Annotated in this window: 12 protein-coding genes and 1 riboswitch; of the genes, 4 read left to right on the top strand and 8 right to left on the bottom strand. The window is 35.5% G+C overall.

Going from position 1 to position 13974, the window contains the following annotated elements; genetic code table 11:
- Positions 1-103 precede the first annotated feature (103 nt).
- From lepB to pheA, 5 genes are all read right to left on the bottom strand, one after another.
- On the bottom strand, positions 104-997 hold the full coding sequence (lepB, locus tag CRN91_RS05840; protein ID WP_114115502.1) for a signal peptidase I: 894 nt from the start codon (positions 995-997) through the stop codon (positions 104-106).
- Positions 998-1077: 80 nt separating this feature from the next.
- On the bottom strand, positions 1078-2382 hold the full coding sequence (gene aroA / locus CRN91_RS05835; RefSeq protein ID WP_114115501.1) for a 3-phosphoshikimate 1-carboxyvinyltransferase: 1305 nt from the start codon (positions 2380-2382) through the stop codon (positions 1078-1080).
- A 9-nt stretch (positions 2383-2391) separates the two neighbouring features.
- Positions 2392-3243 carry a prephenate dehydrogenase gene (locus tag CRN91_RS05830; protein WP_114115500.1) on the bottom strand — a complete coding sequence of 284 codons (852 nt, stop codon included), beginning with the start codon at positions 3241-3243 and terminating at the stop codon, positions 2392-2394.
- A complete protein-coding gene (gene hisC, locus CRN91_RS05825; protein ID WP_114115499.1) occupies positions 3240-4304 on the bottom strand; it encodes a histidinol-phosphate transaminase in 1065 nt (354 codons plus the stop codon). The genes CRN91_RS05830 and hisC overlap by 4 nt, the downstream gene beginning before the upstream one ends.
- Positions 4301-5380 carry a prephenate dehydratase gene (pheA, locus tag CRN91_RS05820; protein WP_114115498.1) on the bottom strand — a complete coding sequence of 360 codons (1080 nt, stop codon included), beginning with the start codon at positions 5378-5380 and terminating at the stop codon, positions 4301-4303. Before pheA ends, hisC begins: the two co-directional genes overlap by 4 nt.
- Before the next feature lie 113 nt (positions 5381-5493).
- Positions 5494-5623: riboswitch (cobalamin riboswitch) on the top strand.
- Positions 5624-5710: 87 nt separating this feature from the next.
- Here pheA and CRN91_RS05815 point away from each other — a divergent pair.
- Positions 5711-7714, top strand: coding sequence for a TonB-dependent receptor (locus tag CRN91_RS05815; protein ID WP_114115497.1), 2004 nt, complete (start codon positions 5711-5713; stop codon positions 7712-7714).
- Positions 7715-7736: 22 nt separating this feature from the next.
- Positions 7737-8330 (top strand): cob(I)yrinic acid a,c-diamide adenosyltransferase, encoded by a 594-nt coding sequence (cobO, locus tag CRN91_RS05810; RefSeq protein WP_114115496.1) that lies wholly within the window; start codon positions 7737-7739, stop codon positions 8328-8330.
- Between the two features lie 4 nt (positions 8331-8334).
- On the opposite strand, the gene radA is transcribed toward cobO, so the two are convergent.
- From radA to glyA, 3 genes are read right to left on the bottom strand one after another with little or no spacing between them, the layout of a single operon-like run.
- The gene (gene radA / locus CRN91_RS05805) at positions 8335-9696 is read right to left on the bottom strand and encodes a DNA repair protein RadA (RefSeq protein WP_114115495.1); all 1362 of its coding nucleotides are present in this window, start codon (positions 9694-9696) and stop codon (positions 8335-8337) included.
- A gap of 11 nt (positions 9697-9707) precedes the next feature.
- Positions 9708-10160 (bottom strand): transcriptional regulator NrdR, encoded by a 453-nt coding sequence (nrdR, locus tag CRN91_RS05800; protein ID WP_114115494.1) that lies wholly within the window; start codon positions 10158-10160, stop codon positions 9708-9710.
- Between the two features lie 5 nt (positions 10161-10165).
- Complete coding sequence (gene glyA / locus CRN91_RS05795; protein WP_114115493.1) at positions 10166-11419, bottom strand: serine hydroxymethyltransferase; 1254 nt, start codon at positions 11417-11419, stop codon at positions 10166-10168.
- A gap of 176 nt (positions 11420-11595) precedes the next feature.
- Here glyA and CRN91_RS05790 point away from each other — a divergent pair, with 176 nt between their 5' ends.
- Together CRN91_RS05790 and alr are read left to right on the top strand one after the other, a co-directional pair.
- On the top strand, positions 11596-12882 hold the full coding sequence (locus CRN91_RS05790) for a D-amino acid dehydrogenase (protein ID WP_114115492.1): 1287 nt from the start codon (positions 11596-11598) through the stop codon (positions 12880-12882).
- Positions 12875-13954 (top strand): alanine racemase, encoded by a 1080-nt coding sequence (gene alr, locus CRN91_RS05785; protein WP_114115491.1) that lies wholly within the window; start codon positions 12875-12877, stop codon positions 13952-13954. Before CRN91_RS05790 ends, alr begins: the two co-directional genes overlap by 8 nt.
- Positions 13955-13974 lie beyond the last annotated feature (20 nt).

The raw sequence follows: 13974 nt of genomic DNA, 5'->3' as shown, positions 1-13974 counted from the left end.
ATTAAATACTCCCATAATCAAGTTTATGGGAGTATTTTTTTTTGAGTTCTTACATACTCGAAAATTGTAAAATTTCATTTAGAATATAAAGATTAAAGCTATATTAATCAAAGCCGCCTATTCGACTAAATTGCATAGTATTGTAATTCCAGTCCCAATGCAACCAGATCCCAATCGCTTTACCAATAATGAAGTCCTCTGGGACGAAGCCCCAGAACCTAGAGTCACTACTATGAGACCTGTTATCTCCCATTACAAAGTAATGGCCCTCTGGGATTGTAATTTCAGGTAACTCTTTCGAGTGTCCTTTTGGATTAAGAAGGATGTCATGATTAGCAGAATCAATCAACTCACGAACTAATCGATAGTTATTCATCGATCTTCCTGAGTCAACACCTAAATAAGGGCCAACTTTATTAATACCAATAATATCACCATTAACAGTAAGTTGATCATTTTTATAAGAGATTTTATCTCCAGGTAGTGCAACTATTCTTTTTATAAAGTCAACACCAGAATAACCCTCTGTGCGCTCATAATTAGGATACCTAAAGACAATAACATCACCTCTTTCAGGCTTTGAAAACTCAATAATCTTAGTATTAGTAATTGGCAGTCTCAAGCCATAATCAAACTTGTTAACGAGTATAAAATCTCCCGTTAAAAGAGTAGGCATCATTGAGTTTGATGGAACTCTAAAGGGCTCAAATATAAAGCCTCTAAATACTAATACAAGAAGAAGTACAGGAAATAGTTCAATTGACCACTGAACAACTTTCGGTCTATGATTATATTTCTCTGATTTTGAGAACTTTAAAAAGATTAAAAAATAGAAAAAGCTTCCAAGTTTAGATTTATCATTAGTGACAGCTTCTTTTTTTGTTTTTTTATTAAAGAATTGATCTATTAAAACAATAACTATTGCTACTATTATTGCTACAAAGAGCCAAGATAGTACATCCCATGCGAAGAATGGTTCTGCATTTTCAATTGTCATAGCTTAGAATATTTTAAAAAAATGTATTATAACAAGCTGCTATAGAAGTACTTATATGAATTGAAATTAACTTTTTAAGATTAATTAACTTCATTAATATTCATGCCAATTTGATTCGCCAACTCTACAAAGTTTGGAAAAGATGTTTTAACATTATCAACATCATCGATATTAATTTCAAAATTAGATCTTACTGAAGCAACTGCAAAGGCCATAGAGATGCGGTGGTCATGATGTGATTTTATAATTGAATCCTGTCTTTTGAACTGTCCACCTGTTATTTCAATTCCATCTTCCAGTACGATATTATCAATACCAAGAGAAGTTAGTCCGTCCGCCATAACTTGAATGCGATCTGACTCCTTTACTCTTAATTCTCTTGCACCAGTAAGTACAGTTACTCCCTTGGCACAACTTGCAGCAATAAAGATTACAGGAAATTCATCAATTGCAAGGGGCACAAGGCTATGAGGAATTTCAATACCTTTAAGGTTAGCTGAGCAGACTCTAATATCAGCAACCAGCTCTCCAGCCTCTTCTCTTTCATTTTGAAGATTAATATTTGCTCCCATTAATCTGAGGATATCAATTACTCCAGTTCTTGTTGGATTTATATTGACCGCTTGTAAGGTAATATCAGCATTTTCAGCTATGCTTGCAGCAACCATAAAGAAAGCAGAAGAAGATATATCACTTGGAACCTCAATATTACAAGCCTTTAATTCGCCTTGACCACTTAATGAGACCATACCATTCACAGAATTAACTTTATAGCCAAATCCCTTCAGCATTCTCTCTGTATGGTCCCTTGTCACTGCATTTTCAATAATACAGGTTTCACCCTCTGCATAGAGTCCTGCCAGCAATAGACAAGATTTAATTTGAGCTGATGCTACTGGCAAAGTGTATGTTAGTGATGATAATTTTTGACCTCCTATAATACTTAAGGGTGGTTTTGAATCAGGACCGGTAATTTTTGCGCCCATTTGCGTAAGAGGCTCTATAACTCGAGCCATAGGTCTCTTAGAAAGAGAGTCATCCCCAGTTAGCTCGGTATTAAAGCTCTGAGCACTCAATAATCCAGCCATTAGTCTTATTGAAGTTCCTGAATTTCCAAGATCTAATGGTTTTAGGGGTTCTTTAAGGCCATGCATTCCAACACCGTTTATTATTACATTAGAGCCACTTCTCTTAATATTAACACCCATTTCTTTAAAAGCGTTTAAGGTTGCTAAGCTATCCTCACCTTGTAAAAAACCAGAAATACGAGTTTCACCATTTGCAATAGAACCCAACATAATAGATCTATGAGATATAGACTTATCCCCAGGAACCTTGATTGATCCTTCTAAGTTTTTGCTTTTTGAGGCTACGAAGCTAGCCATTAAGAGCTCCTATCCTATCCATGAGTCTCTTGTCTTTTTTGCGTTAACAAAGAAAGCTTCTAATTTATCATTATTTTCATTATCAATAAAGCTAACCAAGGAATCTAGAGTCTTCTGGTAATTCTTAATATGTTTAATAATTTGAGCCTTATTATTAAGACAAATATCACTCCACATAACTGCATCACCAGAGGCTATTCTAGAAAAGTCCTTAAAGCCACCCGCAGCATAGATAGAGGCACTTGGGTTTTGACTAACTAAGTAATTAACTAAAGAAAAAGCCAACATATGCGGTAAGTGAGAGGTCATACCTAATAATTCATCATGAGACTCAGAGCTCATAAAATCAACATTAGCACCAACATCTTCCCACATTTTTTTAATAGTATTAATAGATTCAGGTAGATTAGTATCAAGAGGTGTAATAATTACTTTTTTATTTAAAAATAAGCCAGCATCACTTGCCTCAAAGCCACTCTTCTCTTTACCAGCTATTGGGTGTGCTGGAATAAAATTACTTAACATTTCATCGAGAATATTTTTTGCTGAATTTGCAATACTTGACTTAGTACTGCCAACATCAGTAACAATCATGTGTTGAGTAATTAAAGGCTTAAGATCATGAAGAAGGGACTCAAAAGAGCCTACTGGGGTTGCAATGACAACGATATCAGCACCATCAACTGCAATTTTTAAATCAGTTGAATATTGATTAATAATGCCCTCTTTAGTTGCAGCCTCTAGTCGGTTTTGGTCTCTTCCAAAGCCAAAAACTATATTTGCAAGATTGTTTGATTTTAAAGCCTTTGCAAGCGACCCACCTATCAGACCTACACCAATTATTGTAATTTTATTAATCATAGTATCTTTGATAATGCACTCAATAAGTGTTCATTTTCTTGTTTCGTTCCAATAGAGATTCTTAAATAATTTTTCATTTCAACGGGACGAACTATAACACCCTCATGCAGGAGATCATTATAGATTTGCATAGCATCATTAAATCTAACAGCAATAAAGTTTGCAGAAGAAGGAATATATTCTAATTCTAATAGATTAAACCCTATTTTAAGTTGCTTATAGCCATCAGCATTTACTTTAATTGACTCTTTTAAATATTCATCATCAGCTAGCGCAGCTATTGCTGCTATTTGCGCTGTATGATTAACATTAAATGGCTCTCTAACACGATTAATATAATCTGATATAGAGTTACTACATATTGAGTAACCTACTCTCAAGCCAGCTAAACCATAGGCTTTTGAAAAAGTTCGAGTGATTATTAGATTATCAAATTCTTCAAGCCAACTAATGGCATGATCTCCTTTATCAATATACTCAAAGTAAGCCTGATCAAGTACAACTGGGATATGATCTGGGACTCGATTTAAAAAACTATAAATCTCCTCATTACTTAGAAGTGTGCCGGTTGGATTATTTGGATTAGCAACAAAGATTAATTTGGTATTACTACTAATTAGTCTAAGCATTGCATTTAAATCATGACCAAAATTCTTAGCAGGCGAGACTTGTGCTGTTGCCCCTAGAGCTTGAGTTACCAGTGGGTAAACGACAAAAGCGTATTCAGAGAAAATGACCTCATCTGAGCTCTTTGACACAAAAACTCTAGCAATCAGCTCAAGTAATTCATTAGAGCCATTTCCTAATGATATTTGCTCAGGTTTAATACCGAGCTTGTTGCTAATAGCCTTTTTTAATTCAAAAGCATTACCATCAGGGTAGCGATTAATATTAGGTAATGAGTCTTTTATTGCATCACTGACCTTTTTACTAATTCCTAGTGGGTTTTCATTAGAAGCAAGTTTGGTAATATTTTTAATACCAAGCTCACGCTCAAGCTCTTCAATTGGCTTTCCTCCTTGGTATGGACTCAAGCCAAGGATCGATTCACAGGCGTTCATAAAACAGCTACTGGGTAAGAACCTAAAATATTAAGCTTAGAGACGCGGGATTTAACTTTTGATATAGCATCTTCAACATTTTTCTCACTTTGATGCCCTTCTATATCTATAAAAAATAAGTACTCCCATTTAACACCAGGTATGGGATGTCTAGCAAGCTGAAGCATATTGATATTATTAACCTTGAATGGTTCTAGCAGATCAAATAAAGCACCAGATTCATGCTTTGTAACAACTAATAATGAAGTTTTATCATTAACACCAAGTGGCACTTCATCTTTACCAATTACAATGAAACGAGTGACGTTTCCTGCATTATCTTCAATGTTTTTAGCTACCCTCTGAAGACCATAAATATTTAGAGCTACTTTGGAAGCAATAGCAGCAGAATTTGGTTCATCTTTTACCATTCTAGCACCAAGTGCATTTGAAGCAACTGGACGAAGCTCAGTGTTTGGGTAGTGATTAGCTAACCAGCGATGACATTGATCAAGGGCTTGCTGATGTGCATAAATAACTTTAATTTCTTGAGACTGATCTTGCATCATTAAATGATGTGCAACAGCAATTTCAACTTCACCACAAATATTTAAATCATGACTATAGAGCATATCAAGAGAGGTCCCAATAACACCATTTGAGGAGTTCTCAATTGGAACTACCCCATACTGCGCGTTGTCAGTCTCTACTTGATGAAAAATCTCATCAACAGTTCCACAATCAAGTGAAGATACACCGTGACCAAAATGTTTAAGAGCTGCTTCTTGGGTAAATGTGCCCTCTGGACCTAAAAAAGCAATCTTAAGTGGCTGCTCAAGAGCAAGGCATGCAGACATAATTTCTCTAAAAATTAACGCAATATCTTTATCTTTTAATAGGCTTTTATTTCTCTTTATGACCTTACTAAGAACTTCTGCCTCTCTCTCAGGTCGATAAAATGCACTCTGTGTATTTGATTCTTTTTTAACAAGCGCCACCTGAGCTGCAAGATCTGCGCGCTCAGAGATCAACAATTGAATCCTCTGATCTAAGTCATCGATTTGTAGTCTTAAATTTTTAAGTGAATCATTTTTCATAATATGAGCCAATCATAATTCTTATACGATATTTTACCTAAGACTATAAGCACTTCAAAGCATTGTTTTTATTAAGTATTGGGATGTATAAAAAATAATTTAATTTAGTTATTGTTCTTTTCCAAAAACTCGATATAATTCACTTAAATTTGTATATGGAAGTAGGTGAAAATCCAACACTGCCCTCGCAACGGTAATTCTTAATTGATGAGTCCGATACATAACAAGTTTGTAATGCTTAAAACTACGATGGGTGGTGAGTTAATCAATTACATATCTTGTAATTCTTTACTCAAAATCCCTCTTTTTATTTTATAAATAGGGGTCACAATGAAAACTAAACAACTCTACACTGCTGCATTAGCAGCTTTATTTGCATCGAGTTCAGCATTTGCTGTTATTGGTCCAATTAAAATTACTTTAAATCCAACAGAGCTTTCTTCAAATTACTTTAATGAGGATGATACTTCCGCACCATTTGCATCTGAGGTTTACACGCTAGATGATATTAAAAACTCTAATGTAACTAATATCTATGATTTTTTATCTCAAAATACCTCACTATCTCTTGCTGCTTCGTCTGGTAATAGGTTTTCTAAAAAAATCTCAGCTCGTGGATACGGTTTAACTATTGGCTCCCATAATCTAGTTGTTACTCTTAATGGCAGAAGACTTAACAATATTGATACTAGTGGTCCAGATATTGCTGGAGTAAATATTAATGATATTGAAAGGATTGAGATTACTAAAGGTACTGGCTCAGTTATATATGGTGATAGTGCAATGGCAGGAGCTATTCATTTCTATACTAAAAAGAATTCTGAAACCAAAGTATCCACAAGTTTTGGAAACTATGGGGTAAGTCAGACGTCTGCCTCTTTTGGAATCAATGATGAAAAAATAGACTTAAATGTTTCTATGGATAGTCATAAGCATGATGGCTTCCATAAAGCTGCTACTGGTGGAGTTAAGGATAAAGGTGAACAAACTAAATCAAATATTGGCGGCACCTATACTACTGTTGGTGGGACAGAAATATCACTAGATCTTTATAGAACTAATTCAGATATTAGATACCCAAACTACCTTAGTGATGCGCAATTTGAAGCTGACCCAACAGGTAATGGTACTGGAGCTAGATACACCTATCGTGATGCTGAATCAAGCACAACTAACTTCAAAATAAAACGTAACTGGGGTGAAAATTTTGAATTTACAACAAATAGATCAGCTACTGATAAAGAAAGTAAAAACTATTACTCATATTCAGGAGCAACGGTTGATAACTATAAGTATGATTACAATAGCAATGATTACCTATTAACATATACAAATGGAGATATAAAAATTGATAGTGGTATCAATATGTTTGACGGTAAGAGAAAAGTTGAATCAACAAGTGCAACCTCTCGCAACACAACTTCAAAAGAGAACTTTGGTGTATTTTCTCAGCTTCAATATTTCAGTAATGATTCAGTATTTACCATTGGCGCTCGCTCGGAAAAAGTAGATTATAAGTATAGCCCTGACTCTGGCACTGCACTGTCTGGTGAATATGATTTAAATGCATTTGATATTGGTATTAATACCTCTTTAAGTCCTAATACCACTATATTTACGAATTATAACCATGCCTTTCAAGCCCCTTTAATTGATCGATTCTTTATTTCTGCTGCATGGCCAGCTACAGGGCAAGTATTTAATGGTTTTGTAAAACCATCTAAAAGCAGAACCTTTAATGTTGGTCTTAATCATTTGACAGATAACTCAAAAACTAAAGTAACGTTGTATCGATCAAATGTTAAGGATGAAATGTTTTTATGTAAGTCCAATGCAGCCTCAGACTGTGGATACTTTGGCGATAACCTTAATCTTGACAAATCTCATAAGCAAGGCCTAGAACTTCAGAATAAATATGTTTTTAGTCCAAAATGGTCCACTGATCTTAATTATGCTTATACAATTGCTAAGATAGATTCAGATGATAAAGGAGCTGGAGCATTAAATGGAAAAACAAATCCAATGACCTCAAAGCATAACATCTCAGCTTCTGTTATTTACAGCTTTAGTAACAAGGCTAATATGACACTGACTCAAAAATATCGAAGTGAAGCTTTTGCAGAGGAAGATTATGCAAATATATTTACAAAAAAACAGCCAGAATATAATTCAACAAACTTTAACTTATCTTACAACCCCAACGATGATCTAAGTTTTTCTTTAGATGTTGAAAATTTATTTGAAAATAGCTATGGAACACGTTTGAGAGATAATGTTATATATCCTGATAACTCTACAAGAAATATCAAAGCAGGACTCACATACAAATTTTAATGAACTATGAAGGCTTAATTAGATGAGTGAAGCTGACTATAAAAAGCGAATGCAGCGTAAGAAAAAACACATTGATTCCCGAATTGAAAAGGCTAATATCGATAAAGGAATCATTGTGCTTTTGACTGGAAATGGTAAAGGTAAGTCATCCTCGGCTATGGGGATGATTTGTAGAGCTCTAGGTTATGAAATGAAGGTTGCTCTCGTGCGATTTTTAAAGGGTGAACAACAGACAGGTGAAGATCTTTTTCTTGATAGTAACCCTAATGTTGTATCAGCCCATATGGAGAGCGGCTTTACTTGGAATACGCAAGACCAAGTGCTTGATAAAAAGTTAGCAAATGAAACATGGTTGGAAGCTGAAAAGTTTCTAGCTGATCCAGAAATTAATCTTGTTGTCCTTGATGAGATTACCTACATGATTAATTATAAGTATCTTGATGAAACATCAATCCTTAAGGCACTAAGTAATAGGCCAGTCGGACAGCACGTGGTAATTACGGGAAGAGCTGCCAGTGAGGGCATTATTGAAGTCTCAGATACTGTGAGTGAAGTCAAAGATGTAAAGCATGCTTTTAGAGCTAATATTAGAGCTCAAAAAGGGGTAGATTTATAAAAAACTAGCTGTTTTCAAGTAAATACTGAATTGCTTGGTATAGATACCCTACAGTTACAACTTTCATTCCCTTTATCGGTTTTTTAGGCGCATTACCTTTTGGAATAATTGCCACTTCAAAGCCCTGCTTTTGGGCTTCTGATAATCTTTCCATAGAATTATAGACTGGACGCACTTCGCCGGTAAGACCAACCTCACCAAAAGCGATCCATTTACTTGGAATAACTTTATCTCTGAGACTAGATACTATTGCAAGCATAACAACTAAATCTGATGCAGTTTCACTTACCTTGATTCCACCAACAACATTTACAAAAACATCCTGATCAAATGTAGCTATTCCTGAATGCTTATGAAGAATGGCTAGTTGTAGTGATAATCTGTTCTGATCGAGACCAACACTGACCCTTTTTGGAGTGCCATTAGCTTGGTCCACAAGTGCTTGTATCTCAACAAGTAAAGGTCTTGTAGCCTCCCTTGTAACCATTACCATTGATCCTGAAGAAGGATTCTCTTGATTTGAAAGAAAAATAGAAGAAGGGTTGCTTACTTGCTGCAAGCCTTTCTCACCCATTGCGAAAACACTGATTTCATTAACAGCACCAAATCTATTTTTAACAGCTCTAATAATTCTATAACGTCCACCAGGGTCGCCTTCAAAATAAAGTACAGCATCAACCATATGTTCAAGAATTCGTGGTCCCGCTAAAGCCCCACCCTTAGTAACATGGCCAATCATCAAAAGAATTGTATTAGTTTGTTTAGCGTATTGGGTAAGTTGCGCTGCGCAGTCTCTTACTTGCGTCACTGAACCTGGCGCTGATGTTGAAACATCAGTAACCATAGTCTGAATTGAGTCAATTACAATGACCTTAGGCTGGACATCTTTTGAGAGTTTTATTATTTTTTCTAAGTGAGTTTCACCAATGAATAATATATCTTCCTTAATGTCTAATCTAAGAGCTCTTTCACTGACTTGTTCAGCCGATTCCTCGCCACTGACGTATAGGGTGGTATTTGTTGCATTAACTGCAGCTAGCGCTTGTAATATAAGAGTTGATTTACCAATGCCTGGGTCACCACCAATAAGAACAACAGAGCCGTCTACTAAGCCCCCACCTAGGGTTCTATCAAGTTCCGTTAAGCCTGTCGATAAACGATCTTTATTTTGGGATTTAACTTCAGATAGATTTTGAACTTTAGATGCTGGGAGATCCTTTAAACTTTCAGGTTTTGACGAAGTTGCTTGAGAAATGACCACCTCTTCAAGTGTATTCCATGCCTTACAATCTAGACATTGACCTGCCCACTGATGGTGAGAGGATCCACATTCTCTACAAACAAATTCAATTTTAGTTTTTGCCATAAGCCGAAAGGTTACTTATTCATTAACTTATCAATCTCACTCTTAAATGCTTCAATATCTTGGAACTGCCTATAAACTGATGCAAACCTTATATAGGCAACCTCATCAAGAGCTCTCAACTCCTCCATTACCCATTCGCCAAGAATAGATGAGGGGACTTCTCTATCGTTCTGAGCCATTAGTTTTCGCTGAATTTTTTGAATGGCAGTTTCAATTTTAGAAATTGGTACGGGTCTTTTCTCAAGGGCTTTAAGAAGTCCAGACCTTAGCTTATCTTCACTAAATGTTTGCCTAGAGCCATCACTCTTAATCAATCTAGGAAGGTTTAAATCAACCGTCTCACGTGTAGAATGGCGTTCACCACAGGCGATACATTCGCGACGACGACGAACTTGTGAACCATCATCAAGTAATCTAGTATCTAGGACCTTAGTGTCATCGGATTGACAAAAAGGACATCTCATGACAGTTACTTATAAACTGGAAATCTAGAACAAAGCTCTCCAACCTTCGCCCTAACTTCATCAATTACAGCTTCATTTTCAAGGTCATCACAAATATCACAGATCCAATGACTGATGTCTTTGCATTCAGACTCACCAAAGCCTCTTGTTGTGCCTGCTGGTGTTCCTACTCTGATACCACTCGTGACAAAAGGTGACTGTGGATCATTTGGAACTGAATTCATATTTACAGTAATGTGAGCATCACCTAAGGCATTATTAACTGCTTTACCTGTTAAGCCTTGTTCAATAAAACTAACTAAGAAAACATGATTGTCTGTTCCGCCAGAGACAACATCATAGCCTCTTTCAATGAAGACACTTGCCATTGCTCTTGCGTTAATGACAACTTGTTTTTGATAAGCCTTAAAGTCATCACTCATTGCTTCCTTAAAGGCTATGGCCTTAGCAGCAATAATATGCATTAATGGTCCGCCCTGAATTCCTGGGAAAATAGCAGAATTAAGTTTTTTCTCTATTTCTTCGTTTGCTCTAGCGACAATTAAACCACCTCTGGGACCTCGTAAAGTTTTATGGGTAGTAGTGGTACATACATCAGCATATTCAATAGGTGAAGGATAATCACCAGTTGCTACTAAACCTGCAACATGGGCCATATCTACCAATAGATAAGCTCCAACCATATCAGCGATTTCTCTAAAACGAGCCCAATCAACAATCCTTGAGTAAGCTGAAAAACCGGCAATTACCATTTTTGGTTTATGCTCAAGTGCAAGTCTTTCAACCTGATCATAATCAATTTCACCAGTTGACTCATCAAGACCATACTGAATAGCATTAAAGTTTTTTCCTGAAAATGAAGGTGCAGCGCCGTGAGTTAAGTGACCACCATGAGCCAAACTCATGCCTAATATAGTATCTCCTGGAACTAATAACGCCTGAAAGACTGCAGAATTAGCAGTTGAGCCTGAGTGTGGCTGAACATTAGCATATGCAGCACCAAATAATTCCTTGGCACGGCTTATAGCAAGATTTTCTGCAACATCAACATGCTCACAACCACCGTAGTATCGTTTACCAGGGTAGCCTTCTGCATATTTATTAGTCATTTGACAACCTTGAGCGTACATAACAGCAGGTGAGGTATAGTTTTCAGATGCGATTAATTCAATATGCGCCTCCTGTCTGGCATTTTCAGCATTTATGGCATTATCAATGTCAGGATCGACATCTCTTAATATTAAGTTTTTATCAAACATAATGAATTCCGAATATAGATTTAATATTTGATTTTACCAACTTTTTTTTAATCATTTAATAACTTAATATTTCTTTTTTTGTAATTTAAAATTACTCTTTACATTACTCTAAAGTTCTGAAGATTGAGATTATTTGGCAGTGGTAAAATAAGTTTTTTAATAAATATTTTAGTCGAATGAAAGTGTTGGTTTTAGGCGCTGGAATTATTGGCACAACCTCTGCATATTTTCTTGCAAAACAAGGGCATGATGTCACAGTTATTGACAGACAAGATAGTGTTGCAATGGAGACAAGTAACTCAAATGCTGGTCAATTATCTTATGCATTTTCCTCACCCTGGGCAGCACCAGGATTACCACTTGATCTTATTAAATGGACCCTAACAGGAAGATCACCAGTTGTGGTTAATCCCAATATCAGTTTTGAGACAACTAAATTTATGTATCGCATGTTCAAAAACTGTAATCCAAAAAGCTATGAGCTTAATAAAAGCAGGATGCTTAGAGTTGCTAATTATTCTCAAAAATGCTTATTGGAGATTGAAAAAGAAATAGATGTCAATTATGAACAAAGGAAGCAAGGTTCTTTACAACTATTTTGGAATCTAAAAGATCTTGAAAAGGCAAAAAAAGATACATTAATTTTAGAAAAATTTAATATTAAATATGAATTACTTGATGCTAACGCCTGCATAAAGGCAGAGCCAGGCCTTCAATATATAAAAAATAAGCTTGCAGGAGGTCTTCAGTTTAAAAATGACTTCACAGGAAATTGCTTTATTTTTGCAAATGAAATTTATAAAAAATGCCTCGCAATGGGCGTTAAATTTGAATTTAATACTCACATTGAATCAATACTTCTGGAAAATAATAAGGTCTGTGCAATTAAGACAAATAAAGGTGAAATAAGTTCTGATAATTACTCAGTATCTCTTGGGAGTTACTCATCAAAATTGCTTGCTACTATAGGTATAGATATTCCTGTATATCCCGTTAAAGGTTACTCTATTACTCTTCCTATCCTAAATGATAAAGATGCTCCTCAATCTACAATTATGGATGATAAAAATAAGATCGGTATAACTCGACTTGGAGATAATGTTCGTGTTGCAGGAACAGCTCATCTTACTGACTTCAATAAAGAGCTAAGAGCTAAATCACTGCGATCTTTAAAAAATGGCTTGAATAACCTTTTTCCTATGGCTACAAGTGAGTCTAGTGATGTTAACTTTTGGACTGGCTTTCGACCAAGTACGCCTGATGGAACACCTATTATCGGGGCTACGCCATATTCTAATTTATATTTAAATACTGGTCATGGGACCCTAGGATGGACAATGTCAGCGGGCTCGGGAAAACTATTAGCAAGTATAATATCGAGTACCAAGCCTGAAATCTCTTTTGATGGTATTGAAATGAGTCGCTACAACTATTCTAATAAAACTGCTCTTAATTATGGCTAGAAAATGTACAGCTACAATTAACCTCAGTGCAATCAAGAAAAATTACTTATACGTTAAATCTTTAGCGCCAAAGTCAAAAGTAATAGCTGTAGTTAAGGCTAATGGATATGGTCATGGCGCAATAAAAGTGGCTAGTGTTCTAGAGAGTAATGCTGATATCCTTGGAGTTGCCAGTATTGAGGAAGCTATAGAGCTCAGGGAATCTGAAATAAATAAAACACCTATACTTCTGATGGAGGGCATATTTGAAGAGTCAGAGCTTGCACTTATAGAAAAACATAATTTAATTCCTACAATATGTAACTCATTACAACTCAAATGGATTCTGAATTGCCATAAGTTTATAAAGCCAGTAAATGTTTTTATTAAATATGACTCTGGAATGGGAAGACTAGGGTTTCAGGATGATGAATTTATAAGTGCAATTAATTCCCTTGAGCAAAGTAAAAATATTAATAATATCACTATGATGACTCATTTTTCTGATGCTGACAACTTAGAAAGTGATTCAACGCTAGCCCAGATAAAAGATTTTGAAAATATAGCAAATGCTAGAAAGTATGACTCATCACTAGCAAATTCAGCAGGAGTAATGGAATGGTCTAAATCTCATAAAGATTATGTTCGTCCAGGGATTATGCTTTATGGGTCATCCCCATTTTCTAATAAGCCTCATATAGATAAACTTTCTCCTGTTATGAGCCTATCTTCCCCACTAACGTCAATAAAAAATTTCAAAGCTGGACAATCAATTGGTTATGGAAATCGATATATATGTAAAAATGATATGAAAATTGGAGTTGTTGCTATTGGTTATGGTGATGGCTACCCAAGAAGTGCTAAAGATGGCACACCAGTCTTTATTAATGGTGTTAAGACAGTTATTGCAGGAAAGGTTTCAATGGATATGATTACTATTGATCTAACTAATGTACCCGAGCCCAAGATTGGAGATAGTGTGGAGCTTTTTGGGGATAACGTCTCAGTTGATGAGGTTGCACATTGTTGTAATACAATTTCATATGAAATTTTTACTCAAATTACGCAAAGAGTTTATAAGACTTATGTTTAAATTTTATAATACAATTTTTA

The organism is Candidatus Thioglobus sp. NP1 (assembly GCF_003326015.1).
Lineage (GTDB): Bacteria > Pseudomonadota > Gammaproteobacteria > PS1 > Pseudothioglobaceae > Pseudothioglobus > Pseudothioglobus singularis_A.
The sequence above is the reverse complement of the archived record's forward strand: the minus strand, read 5'-3'. Positions and strand labels throughout refer to the sequence as shown.